Genomic DNA, 20747 nt, shown 5'->3' with positions numbered 1-20747 from the left:
GGCACCGCTGAGGAGCCGTCCGGGACGTCACAGGCCGAGGCGCGGGCCCTCCATGGCGGGACAGGTGTCCATGACGACGTCGAGCCCGGCAGCGCGGGCACGGTCGGCGGCGTCGTCGTCGATGACACCGAGCTGCAGCCACACCGCGCCGATGCCCAGCCGGTCACGCTCGGCGATGGCATCGTCCACCACCGCGCCGACGCGCTCACTGTTGACGAAGCAGTCCACCACGTCGACCGGAGCGGGCACCTGCGCCAGGTCGGTGTAGCCGGTGAGCCCCAGCGCGTCCTCGCCACGGGGATTGACCGGCACGACACGCATGCCGAGGCCGTCGCGGACGTACTGCGAGACGCCGTAGGCGGTGCGAGTCCGGTTGCCGGACAGTCCCACGACCGCCCAGGTGGCCCGGGTGGTCAGCAGCCGGCGGATGGTGTCGGGGTCGTTGACGTGTCTCACCCACCCAACTGTGCCACGTCGCCCGGGCGGTAGGACGTCAGCCAGTCGCGCAGCAGCTGCACCCGGGCGCGGTTGGCGTCGTCGCCGACGATCACCGGCTCCTCGTTGTAGGCCATGGTGTCCGACCGGCGGCGCAGCTTGACGTACAGGCCGGACGCCTCGATGGCGTAGCGCTCCATGTCGTCCTGCAGCGCCCCGACGACGGTGATGTTGTGGTCGTTGCCGATGCGCTCGAACAGCGCGACCGCCTCCCGGCGGTGCTGCTTGCCCAGGTTGCGTCCGAGCTCGTCCAGGATCAGCAGCAGCGGGCGGTCGCCGCCGCGGGCGAGGGCCGCCGCGCAGACCAGCTTCACCGCCTTCTCGTCCATCTGCGCGGTGTTGCTGCGCAGCGTGTACGCCGACATCCGCTGGCCCTCGGCACGCCGCCACTTCGGCGTGACCGTCCAGCGCCACGGCTTGTCCGGCTCGGCCGGCGGCTCCGGCTCGGGAAAGTCCAGGCCCGCACCGTACCCGCCGTACTCCTGGTCGAGCCGGTCGAACTCGGCGCCCACCTTCGTGAGCATCGCCTTGATGCCCGACGCCAGCGACGTACGGTGCGCCCGGGCGGTCTGCTCGGCCTCAGCCAGGCCGAGCCGGGCGGCGGAGAGGTCGTTGCTGCGGCGGGTGCGCTGCTCGGTGATCTGCTGCCGCTGGTGCTGGTCGTGCTCCTCGGTGTCGTCGAGGTGGGCGCGCAGCGCCCGCTGCAGCGGCTGTACGAGGCCGACCCGGGTCTCGAGGCTGCCGCCGTGCCAGTTCTGCGTGACCAGCAGCTCGCGCAGCTCGGCGGTCATCTCGTCGTTCGGCGTGCTCGGCGGGAAGCACCCGACGGCGACCTCGTTCGTGAGCCGGCAGGCGTACTCGTCCCACTCCGCCGTGGTGCGGCTCTGCTCGTCGCCCAGCTCGCTCAGATGCTGTTCGGCCGCCTCCGGCGTGTCGCCCCAGGCCTTCTCGCGGTCCAGCAGGCCGATCGCGTCGCGCTCCTCGGTGAGCCGGAACATCTCGGCCTCGCGCTCGGAGAGCGTGTGCTCGAGGCGCTTGCGGGTCTGGCGCAGGCCCGCGATGCGCTCGTCGCGGGAGTCGCGCACGCCCAGTTCGCGGGCGTAGACGTCCTCCGCCTCGGCGAGCTTCGGCGCGAGCTCGTCTCGGCGCGCCTGGCGCTGTTCGTTGGCCTCGCGCAGCTCGGCGATCTCGGACCGGACGGCGTCGGCCTCCTCGGCGGCCCGGGCGGCGCGGGTTCGCGACTCGGCCGTGTCCAGAGCGGCACGAGCGGTGTCCAGGGCGGCGCGCGCGTCCTCGACGGCGGCGACGCGTGCGCGGTGCTCCGATTCGGCGGCGGCGACCCGGCTCGCGCGCCCGGTGATCGGTTCGGTGAACCCGCCGACGACGAGTACCCCCGCCTCACCGTCGACCACCGCCTGCTCGCCCGAGCGCTGGGCGACCGCGGCCAGGAACGCCGACAGGTCGAACGTCGCGGGGGTCTCCGTCGCGCCGTCGGCCGTCGCGGCGTCGTCCGCGGCCGGCTCGTCCCCCGCGGGCTCGGCCATCACGACGACGGAACCGGGCAGGTCGGCCAGGGCGGCACGGGCGCGCTCGGCGTCGGCACGGGCGACGACCACCGCGTGGCGGTACGGCGTCAGCCGCGGCTCCCAGCTGTCGCGCTCGTCCGGCGCCACCTCGACCACGTCCACGAGCGCGGCCGCGGGCACACCGGCCTCGCGCAGGCGCTCGCGCTGCTCCGTGGCGACGTCGTCACCGGCCTCGGCGGCGGCGATGCCGGTCCGTGCCTGCGCCTCGGCGGCCTTGGCCACGCCGTGCGCGGCGATCGCCTCCTCCAGGGCGGTTTTCGCCTCGGCCTCCTCGGCGCGGGCGGTCTCGACGTCGCGGCCGTCGGTGGTCCGCGCCGCGTCGGTCAGCTCGCGCAGCCGGGTGGTGAGGCGTTCCAGGTTCTGCGTGGCCGCCTGGTGGCCCGCGTCGAGCTCGCGGTCGCGGCCCAGCAGCTCCTGGCGGGCCTTGCGGGCGGCGTCGAAACGGCGCACGGCACCGTCGTCGTCGCTGAGCGCGGCCAGCTGGTCGTCGACGCCCTGGATCTCGGCACGGATCTCGTCGATCGACTCACTCAGCGTGTTCAGCCGCGAGCGCAGGTGATGGGCCTGCTCGACACCGTCGAGCAGGTGCCGTGCGCACCGTGAGCGCCACGCCTGCCGGGCCTCGTCGAGCAGCTCGCGGGCCTTGATCCGGCGCGCGATGCCGGCCTCGACGACGGCCATGTCGCGTTCCCAGTCCGCGAGGTCCTTCTCGGCGTCGAGCACGGTCGTACGGTGGCGGTGCTCGGCGGAGCGCAGCACCTGCTCGTGGTCGAGCTCACGGTCCAGGCCGGTCAGCGTGGCGATCGCGTCGAAGATGCGTTGCGGGGCGAGGTCGTTCAGCGGCTGGGCCAGCAGGTTCGCGGTCGGGCTGGACCGGACCGAGGTGGACAGGAACGACACGCACCGTGCGTGCTGACCGAACAGCACCTTGGACAGCTGGTTCGCGTGGAAGTCGGTGCGCCCGTTGCTGCGGGGCAGCGAGCGCCACATCTCGTCGGCGCGGCCCGCGCGGTCGCTCTCGGACTCGCCGTACGGAACGTACAGACCGTCGTGCCAGCGCAGATCGATGTAGGGCGCCTTGCGGTTGATCCGCAGCCACACCGTGACCGTGTCGTCGGCGAGCTCCTCGGCGCTCGTCGCGCCCGGCATCGCGAACACGCCGATCAGGTACCCGCGGTCGACGTTGGACCACCGGCTCTCCTGCGCGGCGAGCTCGGCGGTGAACAGCAGCTCGGCCGCACCGGAGGCGCCGCTGGCCAGGCGCCACTGTTCGTCGGCGTGCAGCAGGCTGAGCGCGGCGATGAACGACGACTTGCCCGCCCCGTTGGAGTCCTTCGGACCTTGGCCCGCGACGGTCACCAGGCCCTGCGTGGTCACCGGTACCGGGTGCGTGGACAGCCGTGAGATGTCCACCACCTGCACGCCGACCAGGACCCGGTCGCCCACGACGTCGAACGGGCCGGTGGTGCCGGCGGCGGCCGATCGTGCTGTGCTCATCGGTCTCCATCCGTGTGTTCCGAGGCCGCCTGCTTGGCCCGGATCGACGCGGCCAGCGGACTCTCCGGGGCCGCGGCGAGGATCAGCTGGTGCTCGAGCCGCTGGCGGGCCGACGGCGTCAACCGGTTCAGCGCCGGCCCGGGCAGGTACGCGGTGCCGGTGTCGGGCCCGCGTCCGCGCCACGGCGCGGACTGCACCAGGCCCGCCGCGCGGAGGCGCTGCAGCGCCGGACGGATCTCGCCGCGCGGCAGCTGGGCGTATCTCACCAGCTCGTCGGCGGAGGTCGGGTGCGCCGACGTCCACGAGTCGCCGCTGAGCAGCCCCTGGCTGCGCGGGATCGCCACCGAATGGACGAGCACGAGCACCAGGACCGCACGGTCGATCGCCGGCAGCGGCTGCCAGCCCTCGGCGGACAGCCGTGCCGCGACGTCGTCCGCGTAACCCGACGTCCAGTGTCCGTTGCCGACCTGCACCAGTGTCCGCCCGACCCGGTCGAGCAGCCGGCGCAGGTGCCGGCGGAGCGTGGCGTCGCGCAGCGCCGCCAGCTGGGCCTCCGGCACCGGGTCGCGGCCGTGCTCGACCGCGGCGAACGCGGTGAGCACCTCGTCACGATGCCGCTCGTTCAGCTCGGACAGCACCGGGCCGAAGACGGGGTGCTGTCCGTCGGTGGTCGCGGTCACGGCATCGACCGCCAGAGCTCACGCAGCGTGCTCAGTTCGGCGGCGTTCCAGGCCGCGACCCTCGGGCCGAGCCGGACGGTGCGCTGTTCCTCGTCGAAGCCCACCCATCCCGAGGCCGCCAGCCTGCGCACGGCGCCGAGCAGCGCGGCGTGCCGGGCGCGGTCGTCGCGGGTGTCGGTGATGGCGCGGAACGAGGCCGCGACGTCGTCGAGGGACGCGCTCGTGCCCGGCCAGATCGGACCGGACGGTTCGGACCAGCAGCAGCGTAGGCAGGACGCGAGCACACGCGCGGTGTCGCCGCGCTGGTCGACCGGGAAGCCGGACAGGCCCAGCTCCTCCAGGACGTCCGGGCGGGCGTTGTCCGGCAGGTCCGGCAGCAGCCACACCGCGCGGGCGTCCGGTTCGACCAGCCGGGTCATCCCCGCGGGATAGGCGCTGTCCGGCGTGACCCGCTGCGGACCGCCGGAGCGGACCTTGGCCCACCACAACGCGTCGTCGTCGCTCATCGCTCGTCCTCGTCCTCGTCCTCGGACACCCGGGTGAACGTGCCGGCGGACACCCACGACGGGCTGCCGGCATCGTCGACCCGGAGGCCGTCGGACCAGGCCAGCGCGTACGGCAGGTCCGGGTGGTGGTGGATCGCGGTCAGGTCGGCGAGCATCCGGCGTCCGGCCATCCAGTCGTCGGTGCCGTCCAGAACGCCGGTGACGGTGACCGACCGGGCGTCGGCCAGCAGCCGCTCGGCGAGATCGTGCAGCTGCTCGCGGTCGTCGGCGGGAACCGGCTGCGGGTCGGGCTCCGCGGTGGCGGACTCCGGCCGCGGCGGTGGCTGGCGGACCGGACCGGTGTGCCGGCCGTCCTCGACGGCCTCGGTCAGCTGATGCGGCGAGAACCAGGGGGCGGGGGCGTCGAAGACGAACCCGTCCAGGACCGCGGCCAGCGACTCGGTGCTGGAGCCGCGGGCGAACGACAGCCACGACTCCACCGGCAACAGGCCCAGCGCGCGGGTCGTCCCGGCCTGTTCGATCAGCCGGCCCGCGGCCGACTCGACGGCGTCGCCGTAGGCGGCCAGGGCGATGCGCAGCGTGGCGCACTCGCCGTCCAGCTCCGGCCATCGGTCGAGGACGACCGCGTGTACCTCCTCGGCCTGCGTGATGAGCGACTTGTTGCCCCAGAGCAGCTGCGCGTGCTCGCCCAGCTGCTCGGCGGTGCTGCCGGCGGCCAGGATCGCCAGCTCGTTGCCGAGGTGACGGAAGATTCTGGTCAGCCTGTTGACCGAGGTCCGCCCGACCGCCGCCGTGGCGTCGGTGGCCTGGACGTTCACGTGTTCGAGGGTCAGCAGCTGGTGCAGCTCGGCCTGGCCGCCCCGCTCGGCCATCCGGCGCAGGAACAGCAGCATGACGTAGGGCGCGAACGCGGCCCGGTGGAATCGTTCGTTGGGCCGGTCGACCACCTTGCTGATGGCGCCGTACTCGCGCAGGACCTCGAACCGCCGGCCCACGAGCTGCGGATCGAACGGCCTGCACGCGGCGACGGCCTGCTCCACCGTGAGGCCATCGCGCCCGGCGTCGGCGAACGCGTCCAGAATGGCCTCGTCGACGTCGAGAAGATCGACATCGGCGATCATCGCGCCGGACTCGCGGGCCAGCACCGCGAACACCTGACGGTAGAGCCGGACCACGGCGGCGTCGCCGGCCAGCTGGTCAAGCGTCGGCTCGTGCCCCCCGGTCATGCGGGACAGGATGCCATCACCGGCGGGCGGGTTGTCCAACCGGGCGTGGAGCCCGGAACGCCTGCAATTCTCTTCCACGGAATCGTGGAAGAGGTACGGTACTGGCAATTCTTTCCAGAAGGACTCTTACCAATGGGGGTCTGACGTGTCGCGACGACCTGGCACCCCGAGCCTGCTGCGTGCCATGAACGACCGCAGCGCGCTCGACCTGCTGCTGCACGAGGGACCGATGACCCGCGTGGAGCTCGGCAAGCGTACCGGCCTGTCGAAGGTGACCGCGTCCCAGTTGCTCGCTCGGTTGCAGGAACGGAGCCTGGTGGAGGTCGTGGGGAGCCGCTCGACCGGCCGCGGTCCGAGCGCCGAGCTGTACGGGCTGCGGCCGGACTGCTCGTACAGCGTCGGCGTCGAGCTGCGCCCGGACCGGGTCACGGCCGCCGCGGCCGACGTCACCGGCACGGTGGTCGGCCGGGTGGAACGCGCCGTGGGCGGGTCGGCGGACCCGAAGCAGCTCATCCACGACACGACCGTCGCGGTCGCGCGCGAGGGCGGTGTCGTGGCCGACGCCGTCGACGCCGTCGTGATCGGCATGCCGGGTGTCGTGGACCCCGAGACCGGCGACATCGAACTCTCCTTCGACCTGCCGGGGTGGCATCGTGGCCTGCGCCAGGCGCTCGCCGCCGACCTCGGGTGTGGCGTGACGTTCGACAACGACGTCAATCTCGCGGCCGTGGCCGAGCGCGAGGTGGGGGCGGCCCGCGACGTGGACGACATGGTGCTGCTGTGGGTGGGGCGCGGCGTCGGCCTCGCCGTCGTGCTCAGCGGCCACCTGCATCGCGGCGCGACCGGAGCCGCGGGCGAGATCGGGTACCTGCCGATGCCGGGAGTCCCGTCGCGCGCTGACGTGGACCGGCCCGCGAAGGGCGCGTTCCAGGCGCTGGTCGGCGCCGGCGCGGTCGCCGAGCTGGCCGCGCGGCACGGCATCGTCGCCGACGGGGCGGCCGCGGCCGTCGCGGCGGCTCTCGCCGGGGGAGACGCCGCCGAGGGGTTCCTGCACGAGCTGGTCGAGCGGCTGGCCCTGGGCGTGGCGTCGGTCTGTGCGGTCGTCGACCCGGCGCTGGTGGTGGTCACGGGCGAGGTCGGCGCGGCCGGCGGCGAGCGGCTGTGCGCGATGGTCGCCGAAGCCGTCCGGCACATCGCGCCCGTGCACCCGCAGGTGGCGCCGACGGCTGTGGCTGACGGCCCGGTGTTGCGCGGCGCCGTCATCCGGGCGGTGGAACAGGCTCGCGACGAGCTGTTCACGGTCGACTGACCGGCTGCTGCTGTCGTGGCCCCCGCCTGTGGATCGTCGCCGGTGGACAGGTCCCGGACCAGCTCACCTTCGTTCGCGCGGTTCAGGCTGGCGTTGGCCACGCCGTGGGGCGATCAGGTGACGGATCGGCTCCTGAGGGCGTCATGCGGTCACCTGATCGTTTCGTGTCCATTTTGTGGAGATGATCAGGTGACCGCATGGGGGCGATTCAGCGGGGGCGCTGCACGTCTCGTCACCTGATCGTCCGACGGTACACGTCTCGTTACGGAACTGTGACCGGCAAGACTGATAACAAACCTTACAGTGGTGACCATTACTGGAAGGAAACTTGTCAGTAGGCAGGATGCCCACCGTTCTCAGGAGGATCGCCGTGTACAGAGTCCGCCTCGCCACTGCCCTCGTCGCCGCCGCGGCGCTCGCGCTGAGCGCGTGTGGCGGCGACGCCGAGAACGACACCGAAAGCGCCGGGGCCAACGCCGACGGCGACGGGGGAACTCCGGAGCCCGCCGACATCCGGCTGTGGCTCAACGGCCCCGACACGCCCGACTCGATGCGCGAGTGGCTGGTCACCGAGTTCGAGAAGCAGAACCCGGGCTCCACGCTGACCATCGAGGAGCAGCAGTGGGAGGGCCTCGTCGACCGGCTCACCACGTCGCTGGGCAGCGAGTCCGAGACGCCCGACGTCGTGGAGGTCGGCAACACTCAGGCACCGACGTTCACCACCGCCGGGGCGTTCAGCGACATCTCCGACATGGTTCCCGAGCTCGGTGGCACCGACCTGCTGCCCGCGTTCGTCAACGCCGGCAGCGTGGACGGCAAGGCCTATGCCGTTCCGCTCTACGCGGGCTCGGCCTACGTCTTCTATCGCAAGGATCTGTTCGCCGAGTCCGGGCTCGAGGTCCCCACGACGATGGAACAGTTCGTCGACGCCGCCGTCACTCTCAAGCAGGACAACGCCGGCAACAAGAACTTCTCCGGGTTCTGGCTCCCGGGGCAGGACTGGCGCGACGGCGCCGCGTTCCTCTGGGACGCCGGCGGCGCGTTCGCCGTCAACGAGGACGGCCAGTGGTCCGGCGCACTGTCCACCCCGGAGTCGCAAGAAGGTCTCGAGCTGGTGCAGCGGCTGTTCACCGAGGCCTCCGGTGCGCCCAAGGACGGCAACGAGGCGGACGCGCACGTGCCGTTCTGCGCCGGTGACATCGGCATGATGCTGCGGCCCGGCTGGATGATCGGGAGCATCGACAACGAGGAGATCGGCTGCCCGAAGATGGTGCCGAACGTCGGCGTCTTCGCCCTCCCCAGCTCCAACGGTGAGCCGGCGCCCGTGCTGCTCGGCGGCTCGAACATCGCGGTCTCGGCCAACTCGCCGAACCAGGAGCTTGCCCGGAACCTCGTCGAGCTCATGCTCAGCGACGAGTTCCAGCGCCAGTACGCGGAGAACGGCCTGACTCCGGCGAAGGTGTCCCTGGCCGAAGGCCTCGGTGACGACCAGTTCGCGCGCGCCGCGATCGACGCCGTCAGCAACGCGAAGCTCACCCCGCCCGCGGCCGGCTGGGCGACGGTCGAGGGGGCACGCATCCTCGAGGACCTGTTCGTCGGGATCGCGAACGGCGGTGACATCGAGCAGCTCGCCGCGGAGGCCGACGTCGCCATCACCGAGCAGCTGAACGACTGACGCGATGTCGGACGTGCGCGTGGCGGCGCCCGACGTTCCCGAACGCCGCCGGGGCACCAGTCCCGGCCGTCGGGGCCGCCGCCGGTGGACGCCGTACCTGCTCCTGGTGCCGGTCCTACTGGTGCTGGCGGCGGCGCTCGGGTACCCGCTGTTCCGGCAGGCCGTCATGTCCTTCCAGGAGTACGGCCTGGCGCAGCAGTTCGGGCAACCCCCGCGATGGATCGGGCTGCAGAACTACCGCGAGCTGGTGACGGACTCGTACCTGTGGGTCGTCGTCGCACGGTCGATCGCGTTCTGCCTGGCCAACGCCGCCGTCACGATGGTCGTCGGAACCGCGCTGGCGGTGCTGATGACGGTGATCGGGCGCGGGCCGCGGCTGGTGCTGCAGATCGGGCTGCTGCTGGCGTGGGCGATGCCGCACCTGGCGTCGCTGACCGTGTGGCAGTGGCTGTTCGACTCGCAGTACGGCGTCGTCAACTGGGTGCTGGTCCGGCTCGGCCTGGAGGGGTTCGCGGGCCATTCGTGGCTGATCGACCAGCTGTCGTTCTTCGTGGTGGCCACGATCGTCGTGGTGTGGATGAGCGTGCCGTTCGTCGCCTTCGCGGTGTACGCGGGGCTCACCCAGGTGCCGGGCGAGCTCTACGAGGCGGCGCAGATCGACGGGTCGACGGCGTGGCAGCGGTTCCGCGCCGTCACCGTCCCGCTGGTCCGGCCGGTGCTGCTGATCGTCGGCCTGCTGCAGATCATCTGGGATCTCAAGGTGTTCACGCAGATCTTCGTGCTTCAGGACGCCGGTGGCATCACCGGCGACACCAACCTCATCGGCACCTACATCTACCGGCTCGGCCTGGGTGAGGGCAGGTTCGGGCTGGCGGCGGCCGCGTCATGGTTCGTGCTGCTGATCACGGTCGCGCTGAGCCTGTACTACGTCCGTGTCCTGGTTCGTGAGGAGGACCTGTGAGCACGCCGACCACCGTGGAAGAGCGCACCGACATGCCGGGACGCCCGGCCGCACCCGGCGCGGGCCGGCGCCCCGTGCGTCCGCGCCGGCGGCGCCGTCGGGGTTACGACCTCCTGGCCCTCGTTCTCGCGGCGGTGTGGACGTTCCCGGTCTACTGGATGATCAACAGCTCGTTCCTCCCGATCAACCGGATCCGCGGCGAGACGCCGACGTTCGTGCCGGTCGGCGGCACGTTGTCGGCGTACGCGCGGGTCTTCGACAGCGACTTCCTCAGCACCCTGCGGATCAGCCTGGCCGTCACCCTGCTGACCGTGGGTGCGGCGCTGCTGTTCGCCTTCCTGGCGGCGCTCGCGCTGTCCCGCTTCCGGTTCCGCGGCCGCAAGAGCTTCGTGCTGGCGGTGCTCATCGTGCAGATGATCCCGGCGGAGGGGCTGTTCATCTCGCAGTTCAAGCTGCTCGAAGGGTGGCAGCTGCTGAACAGCGTCGCCGGGCTGTCGCTGCTGTACGTCGCGGCCGTCGTCCCGTTCACCATCTGGATGCTGCGCGGGTTCGTGAACGGTGTGCCGCGCGAGCTGGAGGAGGCCGCGCTGGTGGACGGGTGCAGCCCCGCGCAGGCGTTCTTCCGGATCACGCTGCCGCTGCTCGCGCCGGGCCTGGTCGCCAGCGGCGTGTACGCGTTCCTGCAGGCGTGGAACGAGTTCACGCTGGCACTGGTGATCATGACCCGGCCGGAGCAGATGACGTTGCCGCTGTGGCTGCGGACGTTCACCGAGGCGAACCGGGCCAGTGACTGGGCCGGTATCATGGCGGGCTCCGTACTGATCGCCGTACCGGTGATGATCTTCTTCCTGTTCGTCCAGCACCGGATGACCTCGGGTCTGGTGTCGGGGGCGGTGAAGGGCTGACATGACGCACATCCGGCACGACCCCGCGCGCCTGCGCGGTCTGGCACTCGCGACGCTGTTCCCCGGGTTCGAGGGGCGGACCGCGCCGCCGGCGTGGCTGGCCCGGATGGCCGCCGAAGGGCTGGGCGGCGTCGTCCTGTTCGGCCGCAACATCGACCCCGACCGCGGTGACGCCGGGGTCGCCGCGCTCACCGACGCGCTGCACGCCGCCGGCCCGGACCTGCTGGTCGCGGTCGACGAGGAGGGCGGCGACGTCACCAGGCTGGACGTCGCGCACGGGTCGTCGCTGCCGGGCAACGCCGCGCTGGGGGTCCTGGACGACCCGGCGGCGACCGAGCAGGTGGCTGCCGAGCTCGGGTCCAGGCTGCGCGCCTGCGGGGTGGACCTGAACTTCGCGCCGGTCGCCGACGTCGACGCCAACCGGCACAACCCCGTCATCGGCGTGCGTTCGTTCGGGTTCGACGCCGACCTGGTGGCCAGGCACGTGGCCGCGTTCGTCACCGGGCAACAGAGCCAGGGTGTCGCGGCGACCGCGAAGCACTTCCCCGGGCACGGCGGCACCACCGAGGACAGCCATGTGACGGTGCCGGTGCTGGACGAGCCGCTGGACGTCGTCCGCGGGCGGGAGCTGCCCCCGTTCGAGGCGGCGGTCAAGGCCGGTGCCGGTGTCGTGATGACGGCGCACATCCGGGTCCCGGCGCTGGACGACGTGCCGGCCACGTTGTCGCCCGCGGTGATCACCGGGGTGCTCCGCGACGAGCTGGGTTACGACGGCGTGGTCATGACCGACGGCCTCGACATGCACGCCATCAGCCGCACCGTGGGGCACGCCGAGGGGGCGGTGCTGGCGCTGTCGGCCGGGGTGGACGCGTTGTGCGTCGGCGGTGACACGACCGGCCCGGAACTGATCGAGTCGATGGTGACGGCGCTGGTCGACGCGGTCCGGTCCGGGCGTCTCCCTGAGCGCCGGCTGGCCGAGGCGGCCTCGCGGGTCCGGTCGCTGCGGCGCCGGCTCGGCGACGTGACACCCGCGCCGCTGGCCCGGGGCGCGGCGGCGACGGCCGCCGGCCGGGTGGTCGTGGCGCACGGTGACGTGGCCCTCGGCGGCTCGCCGCTGGTGCTGGAGCTGCAGGAGCGGCTGTCCTTCGCCGCCGGGCGGATCCCGTGGGGTGTGGGCACGTCGCTGGCGGCGCGGGTGGCCGGGACGGTGGTCGTGCCGGTGACCGCGGACGGCCCGGACGTCCGGCGTGCCGTGGCCGCCCATCCGGACCGGCCGGTGGTGGTGGCCGTGCGCGGGGTGCGGCGCGAGCCGTGGCAGGTCGACGCCGTCTCCCGGCTGCGCGCGGAGCGGCCGGGTCTGGTGGTCGTCGACCACGGTGTGGACACGCCCGCCGAGGTGCTGGGGGAGCGGTACGTGCTGGCGCACGGCGCGTCCAGGGTCACCGCCGAGGCCGCCGCGGACCTGCTGGCCGCCGATTCCCCATGATCATCGGCACTTTGCCGCTCATACGGCAGGTAAGTGCCGATGATCATGGGGAGTGCGCGGTGAGCTGCTGCCGCCGCTGCAGGGCGCGTCCGGCCGGGAAGTGCGCCGCCATACTGCGCAGAAGCGTCAGTGCCGGTTCCGTCGGCTGGTCTCCGACGAGCTCGGCGAGCATCCCGTCGAGTTCGTCCTCCACAGCGTGCACCTGCGCGGCCCGATCACGGCCGAGCGGCGTCACCGTCAGCCGGACCTGCCGGCGGTCGTCCGGGTCGGTCTCGCGTTCGACCAGACCGCTGGCAGCTAGCCGGTCGACGATGCGGCTCGGGTTCGTGCCCGAGTCGCAGACCAGGAGGCCACCGAGACCGTTCAGCGTCATCGGCTCGTGGGTGGCGATCAACGAGAGAGCCTCGCCCTGGGCAGGGGTCAGGTCGAGCGGACGCAGGCCCGCAGCGAACCGTCGGTTGCCTTCGCGCTGCAGCGCCAGGATCAGGTACCGAAGCTCCTCGACGTCGTTCATCGTGCTCCCATGGTGTCAGTCGGTCGTCAGGACGATCTTGCCCGAGATGTCGCGGCTTTCGAGTGCGGCGTGCGCGTGTGCCGCGTCGGCCAGCGGGAACGTCGCGGCCGGGGCCGCGTCGATCTCGCCGCGGGCTGCCAGCTCGAGAAGGCGTCGCAGGTTCGTGCGGTACCAGTCGTGGTCGGTGCGGATCTGCTTCGGAACCATGGTGAGGGCGGTGCGCCGGCCGGGCCGCAGGCCCATCAGCGTGACCCGGGCCGCTCCGCGGACCGTGTCGGCGACCATGTGCCCGGGACGTCCGGCGAAGGCGTAGCTGACCAGGACCCCGCCGCGGCCGAGCAGCCGGTACCCGGTCCGCAGGCTCTGCCCGCCGAGATGGTCGAAGACCGCGTCGAGTCCGTCCGGCTCGAACGCCCGCACGGTGGCCTCGACGTCCTGGCTCCGGTAGTCGATGAAGGTGACGCCGTTGGCGGCGAGCCGGTCCGCACTGCCGGGCGCGGACGCGGTTCCGTACATCCGCAGGCCGCGCAGCCGTCCCAGCCGGCTCAGGGCGCTGCCGACGCCGCCGCTGGCGCCCTGGATGAGCACCCGGTCGCCGGCCTCGACCCGTGCATGGGTGTCCAGCACGCTGACCGCCGTCAGGTGGTCCAGGGGCACGCCCGCCGCGGCGACGGGGTCGAGCCCGTCCGGCAGCGGAACGAGCAGCCACGTCGGCACCGTGACGTACTCGGCGTAGGCGCCCATCGCCGTCAGCGCGGCGGCGACGGTGGTTCCGGGTGGGAGCGCCGCCGCGGCGGCGCCGGTCCCGGAGCCGTGGTCGACGACCTCGCCGGCGAGCTCGTAGCCGGGTGTGAACGGGGTCTTGCGCTGCAGGATGTAGTCGCCGTCGCGGGCCATCACGTCGGTGAGTCCGACGCCGGCGGCGAGCACGCGGACCCGGGTGTGTCCCGGAGGTGGTTCCGGGCTGACGGTCTCGGACAGATGGAGCTGCTCGGCCCCGCCGAAGCGGCCGACGACGACGTTGCGGTGGTGGATCCGCCGGTCCTGGGACGTGTACACGGCTGCCTCCGTCGACGTGGGTATTTAGATGTCGCAACACTAAACGTTGTGACATACATGCCGCAACATCTAAATCGTCTGACGCGCCCGGCGTCGGTGTCGAGCCGGCGTGTAGGCGGACGGGTCGTGCCGACCGATTCGTGGCGTTGTGTCCGGGGTTGTCGGCAGTGTTCCGGGCGTGACGGGGGGTGAGTGCAGTGGAGCAACCGGACGTACCTGAGAACCTCGGGCCGATCCTGGCCGAGGTGGACGACGCGTGCGAGCACCTGGCGGGTGCGCTGGCCGCTCTGCGGGATGCTCGCCGCGCCCTGGGTGAGCTTGCCGACGGAGGGGGTGATCAGCGGTGACGGATGCCGGCGCGATCGAGGATGTCGGTCAGTCCGACCCCTAGTGCCGTGGCGACGTCGGTCAGTTCGACGACGTCGAGGCGGCGTTCGCCGTGCAGCGCTTGCTTCAGGCGATGTCCGACCAGGATGTCCGAGCCGCCACCGGGCTCCCGCTGACTCGTAACCGATCCACGTGGCTGCCCAGAGTGATCGACCTGGAGATCGCCTCGATCTGCTTGACCTACCGGGCCGCACGCTCCCGGATGGGCAGCCTCACCACCTGCTCGGGTGCGCTCTCGATCTACCGCGCCGACGTCGTGCTGGACAATCTCGACGACTACACCGCGTCCGCGATGGTCCAGGGTGACGACCGCCGGTTGACGCACTACGCCCAGCTCCGCGGAAAGGTCGTCTCGGTGCCGGAAGCGGTGGTGCACACCGACATGCCCGCCAGCGTCAAGGGGCTCTATCGCCAGCGCATCCGCTGGTCGTCGTCACACTGGCACTACACCCGGTGGGAGGTCGCCAACCTGCCGACCGGGCCGATGCTGTGGGCTTGTTTCCACCTCATCCTGTCCGTCGTCGTCCCCGCGTCCCTGGCATGGACGCTGGTCGCGGCGCCGTTGCTCGGCCAGGAGGTCAGGTGGCAGTTCCTGGCCTACTGGACGGTGGCGTGCTGGCTGCTCAACCTCAAATACGCCGTCGGCCGGCCGCACATGCTCGCGCGGGAGCGGTGGCTCACGTGGCTGCTCGGCACGCCCGTGCTCGTCGCCGTCCATCTCGTGGTCCTGCGGCCGGCCATGATCCATGCCCTGTTCAGGCTCCGCTCGAACAGCTGGGGCACGCGCGGCGCGCAGGTTCGCGGCCGATACCGGGGTCGGCCGGTCCCGGTCCTGGCCGACGCCTGAGCGCTTCGATCGCAGGGACGTCGAGTCCGGCGAGGACGGCTCAGAGCGCGACGGACAGGATCGTGGCCGCATTTCGAGGGGGTGACACAGGAAGCAACTGCTTACGCTCAGGCGGTCAACGCGACAACATCGACTGAGCTGGTCGGGGCACGTTTGTGATCACGGGCATACGTGCAGCCCCGTGACGAGGAGCCGGACCAGTCGGCGCGCGTCGTAGCGAAGATTCGTGCCGCCGCCCGCGCAGATACCCCCGACGCCGCGCATGAGCTCGTAGGCGTCCAGATCGGCGCGGATCTCGCCGGATTCGGTCGCTGCGTCGAGCAGTTCGGTGCACACGGGCACGAGCCGATCGAGGAAGTAGGCGTGCAGAGGGTCGAAACAGGGATCGTCGGACTGCAGCACGGCGGCGAGCCCTTGTTTGGTGACCACGAAATCGACGAAGAGATCGATCCATCGCCCCAGTGCGGCGTACGGGGTCTCGCTGGTGGCCAGCAGGGTCGGGCCCGCCTCGGCGAGGGCCTCGACCTGGTGCCGGTAGACGGCGATGATGAGATCCGCTCGCGTCGGAAAGTGACGGTAGATCGTGGCCGTCCCGACGCCCGCCTCGGCCGCGATGTCACGTATCGGAGCCTCGACGCCCGAACTGACGAAGACCGCGGCGGCTGCGTCCAGCAGGGTCTCCTCGTTCCGGCGCGCGTCGGCGCGCTTGGGCCGGGCCGTGCGGTCCGGGGCCGGATCACTGTCGTTCACCGCGTCTGACCTTTCTCTCCGCCACTCCCGGCGTTGCTAAACGGGACAGTGTCCCGTATCGTCAAGCGGGACAGTGTCCCGCTTCTATCGAATGATGCCAGACCCGGGATGCAACGACCAATCGAGAGGAACCTCGTCCGATGATCGACACAGACACGGCGACCGCGGACGTGCCCGTCGGCCCGTCCACACCGGTCGTCTCGGTGAAGCCGGTGGTGCTGCCGGTGCCGGGCCGTGGTGAGGACCTGCGGGTGCGGGTGTCCGCGCCCACGAGTGGGCACGGACTGCCCGTCGTCGTCTTCTCGCACGGCTTCGGCTCGTCGTTGGACGGCTACGGCCCGCTGGCCGACTTCTGGGCGGCTCACGGCTTCGTGGTGATCCAGCCCACGCATCTCGACTCGAGGACCGTGGGCCTCGCCGCGGACGATCCGCGCATTCCGCGGCTCTGGCGGTTGCGCGTCGAGGACATGAAGCGCGTCCTCGATGAACTCGACGTCCTGGAAGCCGCCGTTCCCGGTCTCGGCGGGCGCCTCGATCGAAGCCGCATCGCGGCGGCCGGACACTCCTTCGGCGGCCAGACGGCGGGCATTCTGCTGGGCATGCGCGTCCTCGACCCGGAGAGCGGGACGTCGGCGGACCTGTCCGACTCACGCGTCAAGGCGGGGCTGCTGCTCGCCACCGCCGGATCCGGCGGGGACCACCTGACGCCGTACGCGACCGAGAACTTCCCATGGCTGAAGGCGCCGGACTTCGCGGACATGACCACGCCGGCGCTCGTGATCGCGGGGGACCGGGACGAGCTCCCGCTGACGGTCCGCGGACCGGGCTGGATCACCGAGCCGTACTTCCTCAGTCCCGGCGACAAGAGCCTGCTCACCGTGTTCGGGGCAGAGCACTCGCTCGGCGGAATCGCCGGCTACGACGTCAAGGAGACGACGGACGAGGACCCCGGACGGGTCAGCATGATCCAGCGGCTCACCTGGGCCTACCTGCGCCACGTACTCGACATCGAAGACCTCGGCTGGTCCGCGGCACGCAAGGCGTTGTCGGAGAGCGCCGATCCACCCGGGCGGATCGAGTCCAAATAGGTGACTGGACGGGGTGGTCAGCCGGCGAACATGTGCCGGCACGCGTCGACACCGTCGACCACGACGTCGGTGTGCGGCACGTCCGCCCAGCGTGAGCGGGTCAGCCGAAGCCGATCCGAGATCAGCACCTCGGATCCTCTCGCATCGCGCGAGATTCCGTCGTGTTCGTATCCGAGCTTGCGGGACACCCCCTGGGAAGCGTGGTTGTCCTGGAAGACCTCGGTCCGGGCGGCTTCGGCGCCCAGATGATCGAACGCGAGCGTGAGCAGGCCCCGGCGAGCTTCGGTTCCGAGCCCCTGTCCGTGGTGCTCGAGGCCCAGCCACGACGTCGTCGCCACTTCGTGCACCACCGGGAAGTCCTTGGCGCGAAGGGTCACCATGCCGAGAGGCTCGCCGGACGTGGCGAAGACGCCCAGTCCGAGACTCCAGTCGTCGACCTCCCACGTCGAAAGCTCGTCCCAGTGCGACTGCAACACGATGCGGATCCGGTCGGCTGCGGTGCCGTCCGTCCAGGGTGTGAGGAAGGGGCGCTCGGACGGGTCGTGTATCCCGCGGCCGGCCAGTTCCGCGAGCCCGCCCAGCTCGGCCTCCCTGGGCAGTCGCAGCCGAAGCCGCGGAGTCGAGATCGTGAGTCTGAAGGTGGGCCAGAGATCGTGGATCACATCCGGAATCCTTCAGGCGGCGCACCGGATGCGCAAACGGATTCCGTCGCCGGTGCGGAATGTGGCTCGGACGCGGTGCACATACCGCCCTCGGGTGATTAGGCTGGCTACTCGGAGGTGCCCTATGACTGGTGGCAACGGGCATATGTTCCGGACAAAGGACGAGCGGAACGCGCGTGCGTTCATGGCAGAGCGAGAGACCTTTCCCTCGAAACGGTCGTCCCGGTTGCCGAAGTCGTGGGCGGGCCGCGTCGTCGTGTTCGTCCTGCTGGCGGCTGCCGTGGTGGCGCTCGTGTTCATCTGACGTCGGAGCTCGTGAGCACGCGCGACCGCCGACCTACGGCGTGGGTTCGACGACGGTTGCGAAGGCTCAGAAGGTGACGTGTCCGTTGAGCAGTTGGCGGGCCATGACGAGGCGCTGGATCTGGTTGGTGCCCTCGTAGATCTGGGTGATCTTGGCGTCGCGCATCATCCGCTCGACGGGGTAGTCGCGGGTGTAGCCGGACCCGCCGAACAGCTGGACCGCATCGGTGGTGACCTGCATCGCGACGTCGGAGGCGTAACACTTGGCCGCCGCGCCGAGGAACGACAGCTGCGGCTCGTCCCGCTCGCTCGCCGCCGCTGCGCGGTAGACCATCTGCCGGGCGGCCTCGATGCTCATCGCCATGTCCGCCAGCATGAACTGCACGCCCTGGAAGTCCGAGATCGGCCGGCCGAACTGCTGGCGCTCCTGGACGTACGCCGTCGCCGCGGCGAGCGCACCGCTGGCGATGCCGACGGCCTGCGCGCCGATGGTGACGCGCGTGTGGTCGAGCGTCTGCAGCGCGATCCGCAAGCCCTGCCCGGGCTCGCCCACGATCCGGTCGCCGGGGATGCGGCAGTGGTCGAAAAGAAGCTCACGCGTCGGAGACCCCTTGATGCCGAGCTTGCGTTCCGGAGCGCTGTACGTGAAGCCGTCGTCGCCGTCCTCGACCACGAAAGCGCTGATGCCGCGCGATCCGGCCTCCGGATCGGTGACGGCCATCACGGTGTAGTACCGCGACACGCCGGCGTTGGTGATCCAGGACTTCTGCCCGTCGAGCACCCAGTCGTCGCCGTCGCGGACCGCGCGGGTGCTCATGGACGCGGTGTCCGAGCCGGCCTCTCGTTCGGACAGCCCGTACGAGAACATCGCCTCGCCGCGGGCCACCGCGGGCAGGTACCGCGCCTTGAGGTCGTCGGAGGCCGCCAGCAGCAGCGGCATGGTGCCGAGCTTGTTCACCGCCGGGATGAGCGACGTCGAGGCGCAGGCGCGGGCGACCTCCTCGATCACGAGGCAGGTGGCGAGCGCGTCCGCGCCTGCGCCGCCGTAGGCCTCGGGCAGGTGCGGGGCGTGGAAGTCCGAGGCGCGCAGCGCGTCGTACGACTCCTGCGGGAACCGGCTGGCCTCGTCGATGTCGGCGGCGTGCGGCGCGACCTTGTCAGTGCACAGCTCCCGGACGGCCGCGCGGATGGCCTCGTGGTCCTCGGACAGCCGGTACGGCTCGAAGTCGACGTCCATGGACTGATGCTACTCACCAGTAGTGCGCAGGGGGCAACCCCGGCCCGGCCGTGGCGGTGCACACGCGCGCGCTTGTACCCTCATCCGTGTTCTCGCCAGTCTGAGCAAAGGAATGGGTCGTGTCCCTGCGCATCTCCGTCATCGGCACCGGTTACCTCGGTGCGGTCCACGCCGTCGGGATGGCCGAACTGGGCTACAGCGTCGTCGCGGTCGACGTCGACGAGGCGAAGATCGCGGCGTTGGCGCGCGGCGAGGCGCCGATCTACGAGCCCGGCCTGGACGAGCTGCTGCTCAAACACGCCGAGTCGGGGCAGGTCAGGTTCACCACCGACATCTCCGAGGCGGCCGACGCGGACGTGCACTTCCTGTGCGTGGGAACACCGCAGCGCCACGACGGGCTCGCGGCGGACATGACCTACGTCCATGCCGCCGTCGACGCGCTCGCGCCGCACCTGGAACGCCCATGCCTGGTCGTCGGCAAGTCGACGGTCCCGGTCGGTACGGCGGTGCCGCTGGCCGAGCGGCTGGTCAAGCTGGCGCCGATCGGGTCCGGCGCCGAGCTGGCCTGGAACCCGGAGTTCCTGCGCGAAGGCTTCGCGGTCGAGGACACGCTGCGCCCGGACCGGCTCGTGTTCGGGGTCAGCTCAGACGAGGCCGAGCAGCAGCTGCGCTCCGTGTACGCGTCGGCCATCGCGGACGGCACCCCGGTGGTCACCGCCGACCTGGCCACCGCCGAGCTGGTCAAGTCGGCGGCGAACGCTTTCCTGGCGACGAAGATCTCGTTCATCAACGCGATGGCTGAGCTGGCAGAGATCACCGAGGCCGACGTGACGAAGCTCGCCGACGCCATCGGGTACGACGAACGCATCGGCCGCAAGTTCCTCAACGCCGGTCTCGGCTTCGGCGGTGGCTGCCTGCCGAAGGACATCCGGGCGTTCATGGCGCGTGCGGGTGAGCTCGGCGCTCCGCACGCGCTGAGCTTCCTCGGCGAGATCGACGCGATCAACCTGCGCCGGCGTGAGCGAGTGGCCGAGCTCGCCCGCGAGCTGGCCGGCGGCAGCGTGGCCGGCCGCAGGGTCGCTGTGCTGGGCGCCGCGTTCAAACCCCAGTCGGACGACGTGCGCGACTCGCCGGCGCTGTCCGTGGCCGGGCAGTTGCACCTCGAGGGAGCGCACGTCGCGGTCCACGACCCGCGGGCCATGGCGAACGCGCGCCAGGTCTATCCCACGCTCGAGTACGCCGACACCGTCACCGACGCGTGCCGTGGCGCCCATGTCGTGCTGCACCTGACCGAGTGGCCCGAGTACCGTCGGATCGACCCGGTCGAGCTGGCCGAGGTGGTCAGCGCACGCGCGGTCGTGGACGGGCGCAACTGCCTGGACGCGCGGGCGTGGCGGACGGCCGGCTGGACGTACCACGGCCTCGGTCGGCCGTAACGGGTCGGGCGGACGGCCCAGGTGGGCCCGTCTTCGCCCGCGGCTCGCTCGTTCCTCGCTCGCCGATGCCCGACCGAACCCTGACGGCCCCACCTGGGCCGTCCGCCGCGTGCGGGCCCGTCTTCGCCCGCGGTTCGT

The 20747-nt window shown here is 71.5% G+C and carries 18 protein-coding genes and 1 pseudogene; 9 read left to right on the top strand and 10 right to left on the bottom strand.

Annotated elements, in window-relative coordinates; translation table 11 throughout:
• Positions 1–27: 27 nt before the first annotated feature.
• The 5 genes from CLV30_RS12560 to CLV30_RS12540 are packed head-to-tail and all read right to left on the bottom strand — an operon-like array spanning position 28 to position 5990.
• Positions 28–456, bottom strand: coding sequence for a CoA-binding protein (locus tag CLV30_RS12560; RefSeq protein WP_106537566.1), 429 nt, complete (start codon positions 454–456; stop codon positions 28–30).
• Positions 453–3578 (bottom strand): coiled-coil domain-containing protein, encoded by a 3126-nt coding sequence (locus tag CLV30_RS12555; protein WP_106537565.1) that lies wholly within the window; start codon positions 3576–3578, stop codon positions 453–455. The genes CLV30_RS12560 and CLV30_RS12555 overlap by 4 nt, the downstream gene beginning before the upstream one ends.
• On the bottom strand, positions 3575–4258 hold the full coding sequence (locus CLV30_RS12550; protein ID WP_106537564.1) for a hypothetical protein: 684 nt from the start codon (positions 4256–4258) through the stop codon (positions 3575–3577). The genes CLV30_RS12555 and CLV30_RS12550 overlap by 4 nt, the downstream gene beginning before the upstream one ends.
• Complete coding sequence (locus CLV30_RS12545) at positions 4255–4764, bottom strand: hypothetical protein (protein WP_106537563.1); 510 nt, start codon at positions 4762–4764, stop codon at positions 4255–4257. Before CLV30_RS12545 ends, CLV30_RS12550 begins: the two co-directional genes overlap by 4 nt.
• Entirely contained in the window at positions 4761–5990 is a 1230-nt protein-coding gene (locus CLV30_RS12540) for a hypothetical protein (protein ID WP_106537684.1), read from the bottom strand. The genes CLV30_RS12545 and CLV30_RS12540 overlap by 4 nt, the downstream gene beginning before the upstream one ends.
• Before the next feature lie 184 nt (positions 5991–6174).
• On the opposite strand from CLV30_RS12540, the gene CLV30_RS12535 reads away from it, so the two are divergent.
• The 5 genes from CLV30_RS12535 (at position 6175) to CLV30_RS12515 (ending at position 12326) form a co-directional block, all read left to right on the top strand.
• Complete coding sequence (locus CLV30_RS12535; protein ID WP_106537562.1) at positions 6175–7299, top strand: ROK family transcriptional regulator; 1125 nt, start codon at positions 6175–6177, stop codon at positions 7297–7299.
• 370 nt (positions 7300–7669) lie between these two features.
• Positions 7670–8974 carry an extracellular solute-binding protein gene (locus tag CLV30_RS12530; RefSeq protein ID WP_205740672.1) on the top strand — a complete coding sequence of 435 codons (1305 nt, stop codon included), beginning with the start codon at positions 7670–7672 and terminating at the stop codon, positions 8972–8974.
• A 4-nt stretch (positions 8975–8978) separates the two neighbouring features.
• Positions 8979–9935 (top strand): carbohydrate ABC transporter permease, encoded by a 957-nt coding sequence (locus CLV30_RS12525; protein WP_106537560.1) that lies wholly within the window; start codon positions 8979–8981, stop codon positions 9933–9935.
• Between the two features lie 32 nt (positions 9936–9967).
• Complete coding sequence (locus tag CLV30_RS12520; protein ID WP_106537683.1) at positions 9968–10840, top strand: carbohydrate ABC transporter permease; 873 nt, start codon at positions 9968–9970, stop codon at positions 10838–10840.
• 1 nt (position 10841) lies between these two features.
• A complete protein-coding gene (locus CLV30_RS12515) occupies positions 10842–12326 on the top strand; it encodes a glycoside hydrolase family 3 protein (RefSeq protein ID WP_106537559.1) in 1485 nt (494 codons plus the stop codon).
• 43 nt (positions 12327–12369) lie between these two features.
• Here CLV30_RS12515 and CLV30_RS12510 read toward each other — a convergent pair whose 3' ends face one another.
• Positions 12370–12840, bottom strand: a complete 471-nt coding sequence (locus tag CLV30_RS12510) for a MarR family winged helix-turn-helix transcriptional regulator (protein WP_106537558.1) — start codon at positions 12838–12840, stop codon at positions 12370–12372.
• 15 nt (positions 12841–12855) lie between these two features.
• The gene (locus CLV30_RS12505) at positions 12856–13899 is read right to left on the bottom strand and encodes a zinc-binding dehydrogenase (RefSeq protein ID WP_106537557.1); all 1044 of its coding nucleotides are present in this window, start codon (positions 13897–13899) and stop codon (positions 12856–12858) included.
• A 197-nt stretch (positions 13900–14096) separates the two neighbouring features.
• On the opposite strand from CLV30_RS12505, the gene CLV30_RS26455 reads away from it, so the two are divergent.
• Positions 14097–14246, top strand: a complete 150-nt coding sequence (locus tag CLV30_RS26455; protein WP_165358538.1) for a hypothetical protein — start codon at positions 14097–14099, stop codon at positions 14244–14246.
• Positions 14247–14326: 80 nt separating this feature from the next.
• Positions 14327–15133: pseudogene (locus CLV30_RS12500) on the top strand (glycosyltransferase family 2 protein); the annotation flags it as partial.
• A gap of 159 nt (positions 15134–15292) precedes the next feature.
• Here CLV30_RS12500 and CLV30_RS12495 read toward each other — a convergent pair.
• On the bottom strand, positions 15293–15883 hold the full coding sequence (locus tag CLV30_RS12495; RefSeq protein WP_106537555.1) for a TetR/AcrR family transcriptional regulator: 591 nt from the start codon (positions 15881–15883) through the stop codon (positions 15293–15295).
• Between the two features lie 140 nt (positions 15884–16023).
• Between CLV30_RS12495 and CLV30_RS12490 the strand changes: the two genes are divergently transcribed.
• Positions 16024–16971: an alpha/beta hydrolase family protein gene (locus CLV30_RS12490; RefSeq protein ID WP_106537554.1), complete on the top strand. Its 948-nt coding sequence runs from the start codon at positions 16024–16026 to the stop codon at positions 16969–16971.
• Between the two features lie 17 nt (positions 16972–16988).
• On the opposite strand, the gene CLV30_RS12485 is transcribed toward CLV30_RS12490, so the two are convergent.
• Together CLV30_RS12485 and CLV30_RS12480 are read right to left on the bottom strand one after the other, a co-directional pair.
• Positions 16989–17633: a GNAT family N-acetyltransferase gene (locus CLV30_RS12485; protein WP_106537553.1), complete on the bottom strand. Its 645-nt coding sequence runs from the start codon at positions 17631–17633 to the stop codon at positions 16989–16991.
• Between the two features lie 370 nt (positions 17634–18003).
• Positions 18004–19173, bottom strand: coding sequence for an acyl-CoA dehydrogenase family protein (locus CLV30_RS12480; protein ID WP_106537552.1), 1170 nt, complete (start codon positions 19171–19173; stop codon positions 18004–18006).
• A gap of 119 nt (positions 19174–19292) precedes the next feature.
• On the opposite strand from CLV30_RS12480, the gene CLV30_RS12475 reads away from it, so the two are divergent.
• Positions 19293–20609, top strand: coding sequence for a UDP-glucose dehydrogenase family protein (locus tag CLV30_RS12475; RefSeq protein WP_205740670.1), 1317 nt, complete (start codon positions 19293–19295; stop codon positions 20607–20609).
• Positions 20610–20747 lie beyond the last annotated feature (138 nt).

This window comes from Haloactinopolyspora alba, assembly GCF_003014555.1.
Taxonomy (GTDB): Bacteria; Actinomycetota; Actinomycetes; order Jiangellales; family Jiangellaceae; genus Haloactinopolyspora; species Haloactinopolyspora alba.
This window is presented reverse-complemented; position numbering and strand designations above follow the sequence as displayed.